This window comes from Cognataquiflexum rubidum, assembly GCF_022538115.1.
GTDB classification, from domain to species: Bacteria; Bacteroidota; Bacteroidia; order Cytophagales; family Cyclobacteriaceae; genus Cognataquiflexum; species Cognataquiflexum rubidum.
Map to the genome: position 1 here is coordinate 66,784 of NZ_JAKZAL010000011.1, position 14,046 is coordinate 80,829.

18 protein-coding genes are annotated in these 14,046 nt (G+C 41.1%); 8 read left to right on the forward strand and 10 right to left on the reverse strand.

Features of this window, described 5'->3' with window-relative positions; genetic code table 11:
• Nucleotides 1-115: 115 nt before the first annotated feature.
• Nucleotides 116-490: a co-chaperone GroES gene (locus MMU05_RS12985; RefSeq protein ID WP_241142108.1), complete on the forward strand. Its 375-nt coding sequence runs from the start codon at nt 116-118 to the stop codon at nt 488-490.
• Between the two features lie 21 nt (nt 491-511).
• Here MMU05_RS12985 and MMU05_RS12990 read toward each other — a convergent pair whose 3' ends face one another.
• From MMU05_RS12990 to rocD, 4 genes are all read right to left on the reverse strand, one after another.
• Entirely contained in the window at nt 512-835 is a 324-nt protein-coding gene (locus MMU05_RS12990) for a hypothetical protein (RefSeq protein WP_241142109.1), read from the reverse strand.
• A gap of 157 nt (nt 836-992) precedes the next feature.
• Nucleotides 993-1,964 (reverse strand): porphobilinogen synthase, encoded by a 972-nt coding sequence (gene hemB, locus MMU05_RS12995; protein WP_241142110.1) that lies wholly within the window; start codon nt 1,962-1,964, stop codon nt 993-995.
• Nucleotides 1,965-2,021: 57 nt separating this feature from the next.
• A complete protein-coding gene (locus MMU05_RS13000; RefSeq protein ID WP_241142111.1) occupies nt 2,022-2,675 on the reverse strand; it encodes an HAD family hydrolase in 654 nt (217 codons plus the stop codon).
• A gap of 116 nt (nt 2,676-2,791) precedes the next feature.
• Nucleotides 2,792-4,066: an ornithine--oxo-acid transaminase gene (gene rocD / locus MMU05_RS13005; protein WP_241142112.1), complete on the reverse strand. Its 1,275-nt coding sequence runs from the start codon at nt 4,064-4,066 to the stop codon at nt 2,792-2,794.
• A gap of 88 nt (nt 4,067-4,154) precedes the next feature.
• On the opposite strand from rocD, the gene MMU05_RS13010 reads away from it, so the two are divergent.
• The 6 genes from MMU05_RS13010 (at nt 4,155) to MMU05_RS13035 (ending at nt 6,870) form a co-directional block, all read left to right on the forward strand.
• A complete protein-coding gene (locus tag MMU05_RS13010) occupies nt 4,155-4,313 on the forward strand; it encodes a DUF5522 domain-containing protein (protein ID WP_241142113.1) in 159 nt (52 codons plus the stop codon).
• Between the two features lie 291 nt (nt 4,314-4,604).
• Nucleotides 4,605-4,847: a 50S ribosomal protein L28 gene (gene rpmB, locus MMU05_RS13015; protein WP_113925164.1), complete on the forward strand. Its 243-nt coding sequence runs from the start codon at nt 4,605-4,607 to the stop codon at nt 4,845-4,847.
• Nucleotides 4,848-4,881: 34 nt separating this feature from the next.
• A complete protein-coding gene (gene rpmG, locus MMU05_RS13020; RefSeq protein WP_113925165.1) occupies nt 4,882-5,064 on the forward strand; it encodes a 50S ribosomal protein L33 in 183 nt (60 codons plus the stop codon).
• A gap of 45 nt (nt 5,065-5,109) precedes the next feature.
• Nucleotides 5,110-5,262, forward strand: coding sequence for a DUF4295 domain-containing protein (locus MMU05_RS13025; RefSeq protein ID WP_113925166.1), 153 nt, complete (start codon nt 5,110-5,112; stop codon nt 5,260-5,262).
• Nucleotides 5,263-5,353: 91 nt separating this feature from the next.
• Complete coding sequence (ftsY, locus tag MMU05_RS13030) at nt 5,354-6,310, forward strand: signal recognition particle-docking protein FtsY (RefSeq protein ID WP_113925167.1); 957 nt, start codon at nt 5,354-5,356, stop codon at nt 6,308-6,310.
• Nucleotides 6,311-6,414: 104 nt separating this feature from the next.
• On the forward strand, nt 6,415-6,870 hold the full coding sequence (locus MMU05_RS13035) for a hypothetical protein (RefSeq protein WP_241142114.1): 456 nt from the start codon (nt 6,415-6,417) through the stop codon (nt 6,868-6,870).
• Nucleotides 6,871-7,023: 153 nt separating this feature from the next.
• On the opposite strand, the gene MMU05_RS13040 is transcribed toward MMU05_RS13035, so the two are convergent.
• The 4 genes from MMU05_RS13040 to MMU05_RS13055 all read right to left on the reverse strand — a co-directional run bounded on the left by MMU05_RS13040 (nt 7,024) and on the right by MMU05_RS13055 (nt 11,284).
• Nucleotides 7,024-8,127 (reverse strand): DUF4221 family protein, encoded by a 1,104-nt coding sequence (locus MMU05_RS13040; protein ID WP_241142115.1) that lies wholly within the window; start codon nt 8,125-8,127, stop codon nt 7,024-7,026.
• 215 nt (nt 8,128-8,342) lie between these two features.
• Nucleotides 8,343-9,977 carry an L-glutamate gamma-semialdehyde dehydrogenase gene (pruA, locus tag MMU05_RS13045; protein ID WP_241142116.1) on the reverse strand — a complete coding sequence of 545 codons (1,635 nt, stop codon included), beginning with the start codon at nt 9,975-9,977 and terminating at the stop codon, nt 8,343-8,345.
• A 217-nt stretch (nt 9,978-10,194) separates the two neighbouring features.
• Nucleotides 10,195-10,890: a YjjG family noncanonical pyrimidine nucleotidase gene (locus tag MMU05_RS13050; RefSeq protein WP_241142117.1), complete on the reverse strand. Its 696-nt coding sequence runs from the start codon at nt 10,888-10,890 to the stop codon at nt 10,195-10,197.
• A gap of 10 nt (nt 10,891-10,900) precedes the next feature.
• Complete coding sequence (locus MMU05_RS13055; RefSeq protein ID WP_241142118.1) at nt 10,901-11,284, reverse strand: ArsR/SmtB family transcription factor; 384 nt, start codon at nt 11,282-11,284, stop codon at nt 10,901-10,903.
• Nucleotides 11,285-11,478: 194 nt separating this feature from the next.
• Between MMU05_RS13055 and MMU05_RS13060 the strand changes: the two genes are divergently transcribed.
• Nucleotides 11,479-12,069 (forward strand): carboxypeptidase-like regulatory domain-containing protein, encoded by a 591-nt coding sequence (locus MMU05_RS13060; protein WP_241142204.1) that lies wholly within the window; start codon nt 11,479-11,481, stop codon nt 12,067-12,069.
• 203 nt (nt 12,070-12,272) lie between these two features.
• Here the strand turns inward: MMU05_RS13060 and MMU05_RS13065 are convergent, their stop codons facing one another.
• The gene (locus MMU05_RS13065; RefSeq protein WP_241142119.1) at nt 12,273-13,178 is read right to left on the reverse strand and encodes a mechanosensitive ion channel family protein; all 906 of its coding nucleotides are present in this window, start codon (nt 13,176-13,178) and stop codon (nt 12,273-12,275) included.
• Between the two features lie 207 nt (nt 13,179-13,385).
• A complete protein-coding gene (locus MMU05_RS13070) occupies nt 13,386-13,994 on the reverse strand; it encodes a hypothetical protein (RefSeq protein WP_241142120.1) in 609 nt (202 codons plus the stop codon).
• Between the last annotated feature and the right edge of the window lie 52 nt (nt 13,995-14,046).

Genomic DNA, 14,046 nt, shown 5'->3' on the forward strand with positions numbered 1-14,046 from the left:
AAACGTTCTGGTTTTTGGCCGGATCAAAGGGAAATGAAAAACGAGCATTTCGCCAAAAACAGGGAAATAATGTCCCTATTTTGTTATTCCCATTCTCACGTCTCATATCTATCCTATGCAACTCACTCCAGATAATAAACTTAAGAAACTCATCATAGTAGGCGACAGGGTTTTGATCAAACTCAGAAAAGCTGACGGAAGAACTGCTACCGGGTTATATCTTCCTCCGGGAGTGCAGGAAAAAGAAAAAGTACAGCAAGGCTATATCATCAAAACAGGCCCCGGATATCCGATCCCAATGCCTGCCGAGGACCGCGAACCTTGGATGGAGGCAGAAGAGAAAATTAGATATGTCCCACTTCAAGCCAAAGAGGGGGATTTGGCGATATTCCTTTTGAATGGTGCTTTTGAAGTGATATATGAAGGAGAAAAATATTTCATCGTCCCTCAACATTCTATTCTGATGCTGGAAAGGGAGGAGGAACTTTAAGATTTTGCATCAGTGAATTTCTCACCCAACAAAAACCTCCACTTGTCTTCCGGGGATAATCTGAAAAGTTTTTACAACTCCCCCTGCAACAATCACATAGTTCCCTTCCAATAGGTCAGCAACCACAAATGAGGTTCCCAAAATTCCAGTCCTAATCCAGGGATTAATTTCGGGAGAGTTTCTTAATTGCACATAAACCTCCGCAGGCGCAATAAAGTATTCAGTATTAGGTGAGAAATTGCGTGAAGTAAAAAGGACAGACCCGGTTACTGGTTGGTCATCCCAATTCATACAGGAAGACATCAAGGCCAAAATCAACAATAAACTGAATGCAGAAACTTTCATAGCTAAAGGAATATTTTGGTTAAAAGTAAAACTAAGTTAACGGATAGCAAAAAAAATCGCACTACGTTTTCAATATTAATAATTGATCATCATCATGGATAATTTTGAGGGAAATTCATGTGTTGGGTGATTTTTTACCCTAATTTCTATATTCCGGCTACTTCTTTACCATTGAAGCATACTCTTTTGCGAAGTAACTTAAGATAACATTGGCTCCTGCTCTTTTTATACTCAACAAAGATTCCAACATGGCTCTTTCTCCATCAAGCCAGCCTTTTTGGGCAGCAGCTTTGACCATGGCATACTCTCCGCTGACATTGTAGGCAGCAATAGGCAGGTTCGAATTGTCTTTCAGCAATCTGATGATATCCAAATATGCCAAGGCAGGCTTGACCATCAAGAAATCCGCCCCTTCGGCAGTATCCAATCCAGCTTCTATCAAAGCTTCACTATAATTTGCAGGATCCATTTGGTAGGATTTTTTATCTCCCATTTTGGGAGCTGAGTCCAACGCATCTCTGAACGGACCATAAAAAGCGGAAGCGTATTTGGCAGTGTAGGACATTATGGAGACATCGGTATAGCCATTTTTATCCAAAACCGACCTGATATATCCCACTCTCCCATCCATCATATCTGATGGTCCGAGAATATCCGCCCCTGCCTGTGCCTGCGCCAAAGACATTTTACCCAAGATCTCCAACGTCTCGTCATTCAAAATCTTTCCATTCTCTACAAGTCCATCATGCCCATCTGAACTATATGGATCCATGGCAACATCTGTCATGACTACAGCTTCGGGAAATGTGCTTTTGATTTTGAATATTGCTTTAAGATAAAATGTCTCAGGATTGTAACTTTCAGTAGCGAACCTGTCTTTTTTGATGTCAGGATAGGCCGGAAAAATATCAAATGCCATAATCCCAAGCTTCATACACGCTTCTATCTCTTCCAACATCAGATCCAAAGAAAACCTGTATATCCCCGGCATGGAGGCAACTTCAATCTTTTGGTTGATTCCATCGATCAGGAACATCGGAAAAATAAAGTCTTTGACAGAAAGTCTTGTTTCTTCCACCATGTTGCGGATACCTTGGGATTTTCTGTTTCTTCTCGGTCTTATTTGCATACTATTCTGAATTTTGGCAACTCAAAGTTAAATGTTTAGAAATGAAAACCACCCGGATTATCCAATCAATGAAAATACGGCGTCCGCATTCATTTCTCTAAAATCATCGATATAAAGGTCACACACCGGCAACTCCGACTTGGAATGGGAGGACAAAACTCCCACTACTTTCATCCCCGCATTTTTGGCAGCGGTGACACCTGAAAATGAATCTTCAAAGACGACACAAATACCGGGATCAACCTGTAGGTTAGCCGCTGACTTGAGGTAAACCTCCGGATCGGGTTTGTGTTTGGTTACGTCTTCGCTTGCCAAAATGGACTCCATCCTGTCCATCAGAGACAAAGTGCCGACAATCAATTGAAGGTTGGCAAATGGAGCGGAAGTGGCTACCCCCGTCAAAAACTCATTGACTTTGAGTTGGTGGAAGAAATCCTGAAAACCTGCAATAGGATCAATTTTGTCCCTGTATATTTCCCTGAAGAGGCCTTCTTTCTCATTCTCCAATTCCAACAGTTCCTCGCCGACAATTTTTCTACCGAAAAAGTGACTCATTATATAGGAGTTACTTTTGCCGTACATATGCAGTTCAAATTCTTCCTCTGTGGGGTACATGTCTCTTTTGGCAAAAAACTTCTTGAAAGCCATCGAATGGAATGGATTGGTATGGCAGATAACGCCATCCATATCAAAAATAACTGCTTTTTTCATGGATTAATAGGTTTTGCTTGTAGCGGCAAAGCTAACAAAAGGACATTAAAAAACCCTCCGAGAATTTAATTCTCCCGGAGGGTTTCTATTTCAATGATTGCAAAATGCCTTAAATTCTATTTTTCAAACTCTTTGACCACTTTCTCTATGATATCACAGCAGTCGTGCAGCTGCTCTTCGGTCATGACCAATGGCGGCGCAAAGCGGATGATATTGCCATGGGTAGGCTTGGCCAGGAGACCGTTGTCTTTCAAAGCCACGCACATATCCCAAGCGGTACTGCTGTCGGTAGAGTCATTGACCACGACTGCGTTGAGTAGTCCTTTGCCCCTGACAAGTTTGAGTATTTTGTATTTGTCTACCAAAACCTGCATTCTTTCTCGGAAGATTTTTCCGAGTTTCCGTGCATTTTGGGCTAGTTTTTCATCTCTTACCACTTCAAGCGCTGCTATGGCGACTTTCGCTCCCAATGGATTCCCTCCAAAAGTAGATCCATGCTGACCAGGCTTGATGACATCCATGATATGGTTATCCGCCAACACAGCCGATACAGGATAGAATCCGCCTGAGATCGCTTTTCCCAAGATCAACATGTCAGGCTTGGTGTAAGTGTCTTGTTTTTCGCAATGTCCTTCGCAGGTACAATTGCCACAAACCGCCAAAAGCGAGCCTGTCCTTGCAATTCCTGTCTGGATTTCATCAGCAATGAAAAGGACATTTTTGGCTTTGCAAGCCTCAGCAGCTCTTCGTATAAAATCTTCTGCAGGAGTATATACACCTGCTTCACCCTGAATCGGCTCCACTAAAAATGCCACTACATTCTTATCCCCAAGCGCATTTTGCAAGGCCGAAATATCATCATAAGGTATCTTGACGAATCCCGGTGTGTATGGTCCAAAGTTTTTTCTCGCATTGCTATCCGAAGAAAATGAAATGATGGTGGAAGTCCTACCATGAAAATTATTTTCAGCCACTACAATGACGGCCTGATTTTCATCCACACCTTTTCTTTCATATCCCCATTTTCTGGCGATTTTCAAGGCGGTTTCAACACCTTCCGCTCCGGTATTCATTGGGAGAACTTTGTCAAAGCCAAAGTATTCCGTGATATATTTTTCAAATGGTCCCAAGACATCATTGTAAAATGCCCTTGAAGTCAAAGTCAAAGTACCTGCCTGCTCGATCAAGGCATCTTTGATCCTTGGATGACAATGTCCCTGATTCACGGCAGAATATGCCGACAGGAAGTCATAGTATTTTTTACCTTCTACATCCCAAAGGAAAACTCCCTCTCCTCTTGATAATACCACCGGTAGGGGATGGTAATTGTGAGCTCCGTGCCTGTCTTCCAGTGCGATAGCTTGGCTGCTTGAGTTTATTGTTTCAATCATAATATTTGTAGATTTGTTACCCGTCAAGGATAAATTTCACCGCCCAAAACGGTTTGGCAAATATAGCAAAAGCCTTTAGGATTACAGAATGAACTCAAAAAAGAAGCCTGCAGCACCCATGAAGCTGATTCCAGGGGATTATTACACCAATGAAAAAGGGCTGATGGTTTTTACAGCACAATACCACCTGAGGAGAGGCTATTGCTGTGGCAGCGGCTGCAGACATTGTCCTTATGGGGAGAAGTGATTTGGTTTTATGGTTATTAGGTTATTTGGTTAATGGTTAGCTTTGTTGTAGTGGTTGTAATTGTTAAAATTGTTAGCTGATACACATTTACAAAGCTTGGTACTTATTACATGGTACTTGGTACATTAGGTTGGACTCTCATCCCAACTTCATCGCCACCTTATTTCTATTCCCATTAAAAAAGGAAAACTTTACGGAATATTTTTGATTGGCACTATTGGTATTTCAGGTAAAAGTCCGATATTTGCAAACTCAATTGAAAAAACGTCTATACAATTACGATCATATATCATGGCAAAAGTTTGTGACATTACCGGCAAGAGACCTCAAGTAGGTAATAATGTATCGCATGCGAACAACAAGACCAAGCGTAAATTTTATCCAAATTTGCACAAGAAAAGCTTCTACATCCCTGAGGAAGATGCTTGGATCACTTTAAAGGTTTGTACCAAAGCTTTGAGAACCATCAACAAAAAAGGAATCACTCCTGTGTTGAGAGAAGCCCAGGCTAAAGGATACGTTATCATTAAATAATCAGATCAGGTTTACCATTTAAATATATACAGCGATGGCTAAGAAAGGTAACAGAGTACAAGTGATCATGGAGTGCACCGAGCACAAGGCTACAGGCCTTCCAGGTACTTCAAGATACATCACTACCAAAAACCGTAAAAACACCACTACAAGACTTGAATTGAAAAAATTCAATCCGATCTTGAAGAAAATGACGGTTCACAAAGAAATTAAATAATTTAGGACCTAGGTTGCTTCCGGCAACAATATAAACCTTGAAAATATGGCTAAGAAAGTAGTAGCAACCCTGAAAAAAGAAGGTGGAGTAACATATGCTAAAGTAATCAGAGCAATCAAATCTGAAAAATCAGGTGCATATACCTTCAAAGAAGAAATGGTTCCAACCACTATGGTTCAGGATACCTTGAAAAAATAAAATCATTGCACTTTTTGCGATCGAAAGTCCCTTCAGGCAAAGTCTTTGAAGGGACTTTTTTGTTATATTCGGACTTTAAAAATCACAAGCTATGGGAATTTTCGGTTTCTTTTCGAAGGAAAAAAAAGAAAGCCTTGACCAAGGTTTACAAAAATCCAGCGAAAACATTTTTTCTAGGTTAAGCAAAGCTGTTGTCGGCAAATCTAAAGTTGATGAGGAGATATTGGATGAGTTGGAAGAAATCCTCATCACCTCTGATGTAGGGGTCGACACGACCATTAAGGTTATCAGAAGAATCGAAGATCGCGTTGCCAAAGACAAGTACCTCAATACGGCAGAACTCGATGTGATTCTAAGGGAAGAAATCATGGGCCTGCTCGAAGAAAACCAAAGTACCGACCTTTCGGACTTTGACCTGCCGGCAGACAAAAAGCCATATGTCATCATGGTAGTCGGCGTCAACGGTGTGGGCAAAACAACCACCATCGGCAAACTCGCCTACCAATTCAAACAAGCCGGAAAGTCAGTGGTCCTTGGTGCTGCCGATACTTTCAGGGCTGCAGCGGTGGACCAATTGATCCTTTGGGCAAAACGTGTAGATGTACCAATAGTGTCCCACGGCATGAATACAGATCCGGCTTCAGTGGCTTTTGATGCTGTCAAGCAAGGGGTAGATACCGGTGCTGATGTCGTGATCATAGACACTGCAGGCAGGTTGCATACCAAAGTCAACCTGATGAACGAGCTGACCAAAATCAAAAGGGTAATGCAAAAATTCATCGACGATGCACCGCATGAAGTACTGCTTGTATTGGACGGTTCTACCGGTCAGAATGCATTTATCCAAGCGCAGGAATTCACCAAAGCGACTGACATCACAGCCCTTGCGATTACCAAACTAGACGGCACTGCCAAGGGAGGTGTTGTTATCGGGATCTCTGACCAATTCAAAATCCCTGTCAAATACATTGGCGTAGGTGAAAAAATGACTGACCTGCAGGTTTTCAACAGAAAGGAATTTGTGGATTCACTTTTTAAAAAGAAGTAGCGAGAAAATCTAAAGCCTCTTTGAGTTTCTAAAAATCGGTTCCTTAATACAAGAAAATAGGATTTGAAGCAGAACCTCAAAATGTTCTATTTAAACTTGAAACAATGAATTACAAGACGTTTTTTCATTATGTAAGCTATGCCCAATACCCATTAATGCTTATGGGATTGTATTTTGCTTTTAAGCCATACCTCAATGGACTGGATTTCCTTAACGATAATCCTGAGGTGATATTTGATAACCTTAATTCGGTTTTGATTTTCATGGGTTTAGGGATAAGTTTCTCTTCATTACAGGACACCTCCAAAACTCAAAATGAGTTATCCAAAAAAGTATGGCAAAATCCCCGAAAAGGAAAAATTGCAATCATCATAATGAGCCTGTTTATCCTAATTCTGCTGACCTTGGGATTGACAGGATTTTATTTCTCTGAAACTGGAATTTTAAAAGATTTATCTATAGGAATTATAGTTTTAAGCTTGGGAATGTTTGGTCTTTTGAAGGCTGCAATCGAAATGTTTGAAAATCACAGAGCGGATAAGAAAATCAGCAACATGTGATTTGTCAACCTTTATCTTTAAAATAGGCCTGCTGAAATATCGGATTATTGCCTCCATCCTTCATTACACAGAATAGCCTTCTTGATATTCAGTCACAAATTATAGTGACTTAAAAAAAAAATCGAATCCAACACCCTCCTTTTTTGCTCCTGCTCAAAAATCAAAAACAATCCTTACATACCCCTCCTTATCATCATTTTCCTGCTCTACTAATTTTAGATAAAATCCATTGGGCGTGAAAAATCCTGAAGGTAAGATCTCTTGATTGTCAAAAAATAGCTCCGCAACTTTCCCGAACTCACTGTCCAAAACAACAAAGCTGCTTTCATTGGTGTAAGTTTCTATTTCTGATTCTTTGGTTTCAATATTTACATACCTCAACAACCTCTTCCGATAAGGATCGTATTGGGTAAATTTGTATCTACTTGTCTTCATACTAGGATTAAAAACTGTCCACTCTCCCCTAGGTTCGGTTTTGCCTTTTTCAAAAATCAAAGTTCTAGCGCTTCGGCCATCCACCCAATAACTTTTATCAGAATCTAAAATCAATAAGGAATCATTTGCAGGAAAATTGACCACAAAAAGATCGCGGTCAATAATATAGGAATGGGCAAAAACTCCAAGTTCAGGATCATCATAGTGTTCCCTGTATTTTTCGGGATAGTTGAAGCCTACAGGTTCAAAATTTCCCGAACGGGTGTCCAATTTCCATAACCAATCCCGGTAATTCATATTGGGCTCCTGGAGCACGAAAGGAACATCAGCCAAAAACAAGGTCTTGGTCGCTGCATCATAAGTCATGTCATTGCCATTCATCGCAGAAAAATTAGCAGCCAACCTTTCTTCAGGCACAGAAGGGAAAGGAAAGCGGCTGACAACTTTTCCTTCAAAATCAGTATGGACAATCTCTTTCTGACCTGATATAAAAAACAATCCATCTTGAGTAATAAGACTTCCCCATATGTAAAATCCAACCCCATCAGGACCTTCTGCAAAGAAATTGGTACTTGAAAGCAATTCTTCAGACGGGTAACCGTATTTCAAAAGCCGCTTGTCAGACCATGCATATAGGAAAATGCTGTCATCTTGTTCAAGGTAAGCGAATTTGGCAGGAAGGTTTTTTGTGAATTCATCCTTTTCGAAGTAAATGGTATCTGAAATGTATTCAGTCAACTCGCCGGATATGAATTCGGGATTGGATTCCTTGGAATTACAAGAAAAAACCACTGCCAAAAGAAAAAAGAAATACTTACCCATACCTTATTTTTTAACTTTGAAGTTAATTTAATGTTCAATCATTTCAAGCTTAGGCATCATTTATTTGAAAATTTCCATATACATCCTTCTTTCAATCAACTTACTATTTAAAATTCTAAAAAGAAAAAACCACCAAAGCCTAAAAGCTCCGATGGTCTTTTCCTTGTATTGCCTCTTTTCTCTCGCTTCTCGGCTCTCGCCTCTCGTTTCTCCTCTCAATCTTTTCCCAAAAACGGATACCTGTAGTCCACCGGGGATACAAACGTTTCCTTGATGGTTCTTGGAGAAACCCAACGCAGCAAATTGATCATAGAACCGGCTTTGTCATTGGTACCGGATGCCCTTGCACCTCCAAAAGGCTGTTGACCCACGACCGCACCTGTCGGCTTGTCATTGATATAAAAGTTACCTGCTGCATTTCTCAGTTTTTTGGTAGCCAATTCGATCGCATACCTGTCTTGGGAGAATACGGCGCCTGTCAAAGCGTAAGGCGAAGTCTGATCGACCAATTCCAATGCTTCCTCAAAGTGCTCTTCATGATAGACATAGATGGTCAATACGGGTCCGAATATTTCTTCGCACATGGTCGTGTACATCGGGTCTTTGGTTAGGATGACAGTCGGTTGGATAAAATAACCTTTGGATTTGTCATGATGGCCGCCGGCGATGATTTCTACACCTGCGGCATTTTTAGCATTGTCGATGTATTTGGAGATTTTGTCAAAAGACTTCTCGTCGATCACTGCATTGATGAAGTTGGTAAAGTCCTCGGTTGGTCCCATTTTCATGGAAGCCAAATCCTCTAACAGGTATTTTTTGACATCAGGCCAGATATTGGAAGGAATGTAAGCCCTAGAAGCCGCAGAGCATTTCTGTCCCTGATATTCAAAAGCTCCCCTAGAAAGTCCGACAGCTACTGCTTTGGCATGGGCTGACTTGTGTGCCAAAACAAAGTCTTTCCCACCTGTTTCGCCGACTATTCTCGGATAGGATTTATACTTAAAGATATTTTCTCCAACCGTTTTCCAGATGTGTTGGAATACTCCTGTGGAACCTGTAAAGTGGATTCCTGCAAAATCAGGATGGTTGAAAATGATGCTTCCGGCTGTTGGGCCGTCTACAAAAACCAAATTGATGACGCCATCCGGCACGCCTGCTTCTTTGAAAACCTGCATCAGTACATTTGCAGAGTAAATCTGCGTGTAAGCTGGTTTCCATACGACTGTGTTTCCCATCATGGCCGGAGCGGTAGGAAGGTTTCCTGCTATGGCTGTAAAATTGAACGGGGTCAAAGCAAAAACAAAACCTTCGAGCGGTCTTTGCTCCAATCTATTCCAAACTCCTGCACCGGAAACGGGCGGCTGCTGCGCATAGATTTCAGACATGTATTGCACATTGAACCTTAGAAAATCTATGAATTCACAGGCTGCGTCGATTTCGGCTTGAAAGGCATTTTTGGATTGTCCCAGCATGGTGGCCGCATTGATCTTGGCACGGTATGGACCTGCCAAGAGGTCTGCAGCTTTGAGGAAAATCGCTGCTCTTTGCTCCCATTCCATGGATTCCCAAGCTTCTTTTGCTCCCAAAGCAGCATTGATCGCCTGTTCTACATGGGATGCATCTCCCTCATGGAAGAATCCCAAAAGATGCTTGTGGTCATGGGGAGGGGACATGGATTTCTTAACTCCTGTCCTCACTTCTTCGCTTCCGATATACATAGGCACATCTACAAGCTGCGACCTGAATTCCTTCAGTGTCTGCTGCAGTTCGATCCTCTCGGGAGAACCCGGAGCATAACTTTTTACCGGTTCGTTGACCGGCTTGGGAACGTTAAAAAAACCTTTGAGCATATGAATTTGAGTTTATGATTTCTGAAGGGGCAAAGATAAGGACTACCATCCTGAAAACCTGCCGAATTTCAAAAGTTGTAATTGTTGTATTTGTGGTAATTGCTATCAGCTTCGCTCCTGCTACGTAAGATAGGAGAAAACATTATATTACTTCGTTCTTGTTTCTTGCTCCTCCATCTTGATACATGGTACTTGATACTTTGTACTTGATACAATCTCACAATAGCCCTTCCAATTCCTTCAAATGCCGAATTGTATGCGTCGGCTGATGCTCGATGCCTTTTTCGTGGGGATCAAAATAGACCTGATCGATATTGGAACGGATGGCCCCAAGGATATCCGAATTGGGATTATCGCCTATCATGATGCAATCGGCAGATTGCACAGCCAATCTATCCATCGCATATTGGAAGATTCTTGGGTCAGGCTTTTTGTGACCGGTAGTCTCTGAAGTCACCACCAGATCAAAATACGGAGTCAAACCCGAAGAATGCATTTTCTTGGCCTGACTTTCATTGAAGCCATTGGTGATGATATGCATCTTGTAATTTGGACTCAAATAATCTAAAATCTCTTTGGAATAGGGAAGCAAATGGGGTTTGGAAGAAGTCCTTTGCATAAAATCTTCTTCCATTTCTTTGGGAACATTCCTACCCAAAACACCTGCTTTTTCAAAGATGAGTTTGAACCGCGTTTCCCTCAGGTTTTGTTTGTCAATTTTACCCAAATCATATAGTGCCCAAAGCTTGAAATTGACCTGATAAAAGGCATCGATGAATGTCTGAAAATCTGGAATCCCTACGTTGACCAATTGATAAATCTCGAACAGTTCAGAAAGTGATTCCTGCACATTGGTATCATAATCCCAAAGTGTATGGTCCAGGTCAAAGAAAATATGGCGGTACTTTTTCAATTGCGAAAGGCTATTTGCGGTAGGGATTATTTTCGATCTTATTGATGGCCAATTCCCGGTTGGTAAGCAGGATATTATAAAGATCCTGGTCCCTTTTGAAATTGGGGTCCTTTTGGATAAACTTAAAAATCTGTTGGATGATTTCTTGGGCTTCGTCCAAGATATAGTAAAAAATCCATTGGTCCACCCTTCGGCTTCCCAACAATCCGGAATTTTTGAGGTAGATCAAATGTCGGCTGGTTTTGGTCTGTGTAAAATCCAGAATATGCTCCAGATCAGAAATGGACAGTTCTTTGTTTTGGAGCAAAAGATGGAGGATCCGGACCCTCGGCTCTTCGGAAAGTGCCTTAAAAATCCTCATTCCATAGCTTAAGCTGATATTTTTAAGTCGCATTTAGTAAAATTAACGAATAAAACCCGGTCGAAATTAAGCAAATGAAACTAAAATAGGCTAATATTATACCCAAATTAGAAAACCTAATTAGACTGAATTCGGTTCAGCGAATCAATAAGATAAACCGTATTGCCTTGAAATTTAAAGTAAACCCGATAGCTGTTTTCCTTTTTTTCACCCTTTTCATTTTGGGGATTGAAGACGGTTTTGCCCAAGATAGAGAAAAAAAAGTGATCCAGCTTTCAGGTATCATCCTCAATGCTGACAGTACGGATGCCGTTCCGGGAGTCAATGTCTATGTTCCAAAAAAGGGACGTGGCACAAGTTCTGGTAGGTATGGCTATTTTTCTATGCCGGTATTGGAAGGTGACAGTGTGATTTTTAGTTTTATAGGTTTGAGAAAACAGTCTTTCAAAGTCCCCGAAAATGTAGATGATGACAAGATCTCTTTGATCCTCACCATGCAGGTCGATGAGATTGCTTTGGCAGAAATCGAGGTCATGCCCTATCCCACAGAGGATGAATTCAAAAGACAGGTTTTGGCGATGAACTACGAAGCCCCGATGACGATCGACAGAACAGGGAATCTAAGTCCTGAAACCCTCCTGAGGTATGCGGAAGCGATGCCGGCGTCGGGTAATGAAAACATGAGGTATTTCCAACAGGGACAGGTCATGCAGATCCAGGACCGTTACGGACCTAGACCTTTTACTTTGATGGATCCTTTTGCTTGGTCCAAGTTTATCCAATCCATCAAAAGGGGTGATCTGAAGAAAAAGGATTGACATATTCACCTTAGAAATAAAATCAAAAGGCTCAAAATGATGAATTTTGAGCCTTTTTTGATTCAATCCATTTCATTATTTTCAATTTCTTTGAAATAAAAAACCAAACAGGGTATCTATCGGATTCAATATCTACAAATATCCAGTATCCATCAATATCTCCTTACTAATCAAATTAGCCTCAAATGGAGCGGCTTGTTTATTCAATTTTCAAGACCATTATTACCTTTCTCCATATAAATTGAAGTAATCGGATATACAATCCGAATGTCTTTTTCTGCCCTGAACCTGTCGATAATTGCCTCCGTAATCTGATGCTCAAAAACCCTCCTTTTTCTTGGTTTGCACAAATACCGGAGTGAAAGTTGGATGCCCCGTTCCTGAATCTTGGTGTAGACTGTCGGAGTATATTGACTGAAGGAAATGAAGTGCTCCTTTTGGGCTATTCTCAAATCTGCCTCAATCGCTTTAAAATCAGGTGCAAGCAAATGATTCATGATTTCCTTCAGCAAAAGAGTGGCTTTCTTATAATCCGATTCCAATCCTATGAAGATATTCTGCTCGTTCCAGATATAATCAAAGCCCTGACTGTAATTGGCTTGGGGATCCGTAAAAACCTTCCCGTTTGGCACATGGACGATTCTGCCGGTACTTTGCTCTCCGTCTACCCAATTGCCCACTTCCAGCAAACTAAATTGGAATAATCGTAAATCCACCACATCTCCTTTGTATTCGCCTATCTGAATCCTGTCGCCCACGTCAAACGGCTTGCGCCAATAGATAAACATCCATCCTGCAATGTTGACAAAAATATCCTTGAGCGCAATGGCAATACCCGCCGACAACAAACCCAAAAAGGTGGTGATGGATTGGAAGTTGGTGATCCAGATATTACCCACCAGCAGCAATCCTATAAAAACAAGGATGTACTCGATGGTTTTGCGGGTATGGAAAAGCTTTTTGATCTCGATATCCTTTCCGCGGCTGATGAGTTTAAAGGCTCCCTTTTTGATCACCCACAATACGAAAATAATCAGAATGGTCTTGTAGATACTCCACCTGATATCGTAAGCAATGATGTCGTCCAGATATTCTATGTAATGTTCCATAGTAAAAACAGATAGTCTAAACTACATCTAGCAGGCTGAATATCAAAGATCATCACAAAAAATCCGACTAAATGCCGGATTTCAGTTTTGAAGTAAGGTTGTATTTAGTAATTTATGTGTGTACGGTTTCTCGCCACAAACCATTTAAAACTCGGATTGAAAATCCATTGTAGTGGCTATGGACTATCGAAAGTGGTCTATGACTGATTACAATTTGAATCCCAACCTGTAGTTGACCATGAGGTAGTATGGCCAATATCCGTCAAAAGAGGACATACTCACCCCGATCGTATTTCTCCTGTTTGGATTTGCCGGTTGCCAATCAAACGTCACTTGGGACACATACCCCAATCTCCTATGTCTTTCAACCATAAATCCTGCACTTTCCTGTACCCGTGGTTCGCTATCGCTAAGTTGGTAACCGCGGTGGATTACCTCTCCTCCTAACTGGTATGATGGACCAAATGCCAAGCCTAACCTAAAATCCTTTTTGGTGCGGATGATGTCATATTGAAATCTTACATCAGTAAAAATTCCTGAAACAAATTGTTCCCTGTCTTCGGGAAAAGTATAGTTAAAATCAGAATTGATGATGGATTGGTAATAAGTAAGGCTTGGATTGATCGAAAATCTATCAAGGACTTTAAAGCTCAGTTCGTTGATGACATTAAAACCATACATCCCTACATTTCCTTCCACGAGCACCCCTGTGCCTATCCTGTATGTCATGTTGCTGCTCTTTTCTTCTAATTGCTGCGCAAATGAAGTGGCCGAAATCAAAAGCAAGATGAAAATGGTTGAGGTGATTTTTTTCATTGTGATTTAATTGTGAGCGGCAAAACTATAATAAAAATACTTCTGATCAACT

Bases quoted from the DNA above. Each gene is read 5' to 3' on its own strand.
- MMU05_RS12985 (WP_241142108.1), top strand. From the start codon at position 116: ATGCAACTCACTCCAGATAATAAACTTAAGAAACTCATCATAGTAGGC.
- MMU05_RS12990 (WP_241142109.1), bottom strand. From the start codon at position 835: ATGAAAGTTTCTGCATTCAGTTTATTGTTGATTTTGGCCTTGATGTCT.
- hemB (WP_241142110.1), bottom strand. From the start codon at position 1,964: ATGCAAATAAGACCGAGAAGAAACAGAAAATCCCAAGGTATCCGCAAC.
- MMU05_RS13000 (WP_241142111.1), bottom strand. From the start codon at position 2,675: ATGAAAAAAGCAGTTATTTTTGATATGGATGGCGTTATCTGCCATACC.
- rocD (WP_241142112.1), bottom strand. From the start codon at position 4,066: ATGATTGAAACAATAAACTCAAGCAGCCAAGCTATCGCACTGGAAGAC.
- MMU05_RS13010 (WP_241142113.1), top strand. From the start codon at position 4,155: ATGAACTCAAAAAAGAAGCCTGCAGCACCCATGAAGCTGATTCCAGGG.
- rpmB (WP_113925164.1), top strand. From the start codon at position 4,605: ATGGCAAAAGTTTGTGACATTACCGGCAAGAGACCTCAAGTAGGTAAT.
- rpmG (WP_113925165.1), top strand. From the start codon at position 4,882: ATGGCTAAGAAAGGTAACAGAGTACAAGTGATCATGGAGTGCACCGAG.
- MMU05_RS13025 (WP_113925166.1), top strand. From the start codon at position 5,110: ATGGCTAAGAAAGTAGTAGCAACCCTGAAAAAAGAAGGTGGAGTAACA.
- ftsY (WP_113925167.1), top strand. From the start codon at position 5,354: ATGGGAATTTTCGGTTTCTTTTCGAAGGAAAAAAAAGAAAGCCTTGAC.
- MMU05_RS13035 (WP_241142114.1), top strand. From the start codon at position 6,415: ATGAATTACAAGACGTTTTTTCATTATGTAAGCTATGCCCAATACCCA.
- MMU05_RS13040 (WP_241142115.1), bottom strand. From the start codon at position 8,127: ATGGGTAAGTATTTCTTTTTTCTTTTGGCAGTGGTTTTTTCTTGTAAT.
- pruA (WP_241142116.1), bottom strand. From the start codon at position 9,977: ATGCTCAAAGGTTTTTTTAACGTTCCCAAGCCGGTCAACGAACCGGTA.
- MMU05_RS13055 (WP_241142118.1), bottom strand. From the start codon at position 11,284: ATGCGACTTAAAAATATCAGCTTAAGCTATGGAATGAGGATTTTTAAG.
- MMU05_RS13065 (WP_241142119.1), bottom strand. From the start codon at position 13,178: ATGGAACATTACATAGAATATCTGGACGACATCATTGCTTACGATATC.
- MMU05_RS13070 (WP_241142120.1), bottom strand. From the start codon at position 13,994: ATGAAAAAAATCACCTCAACCATTTTCATCTTGCTTTTGATTTCGGCC.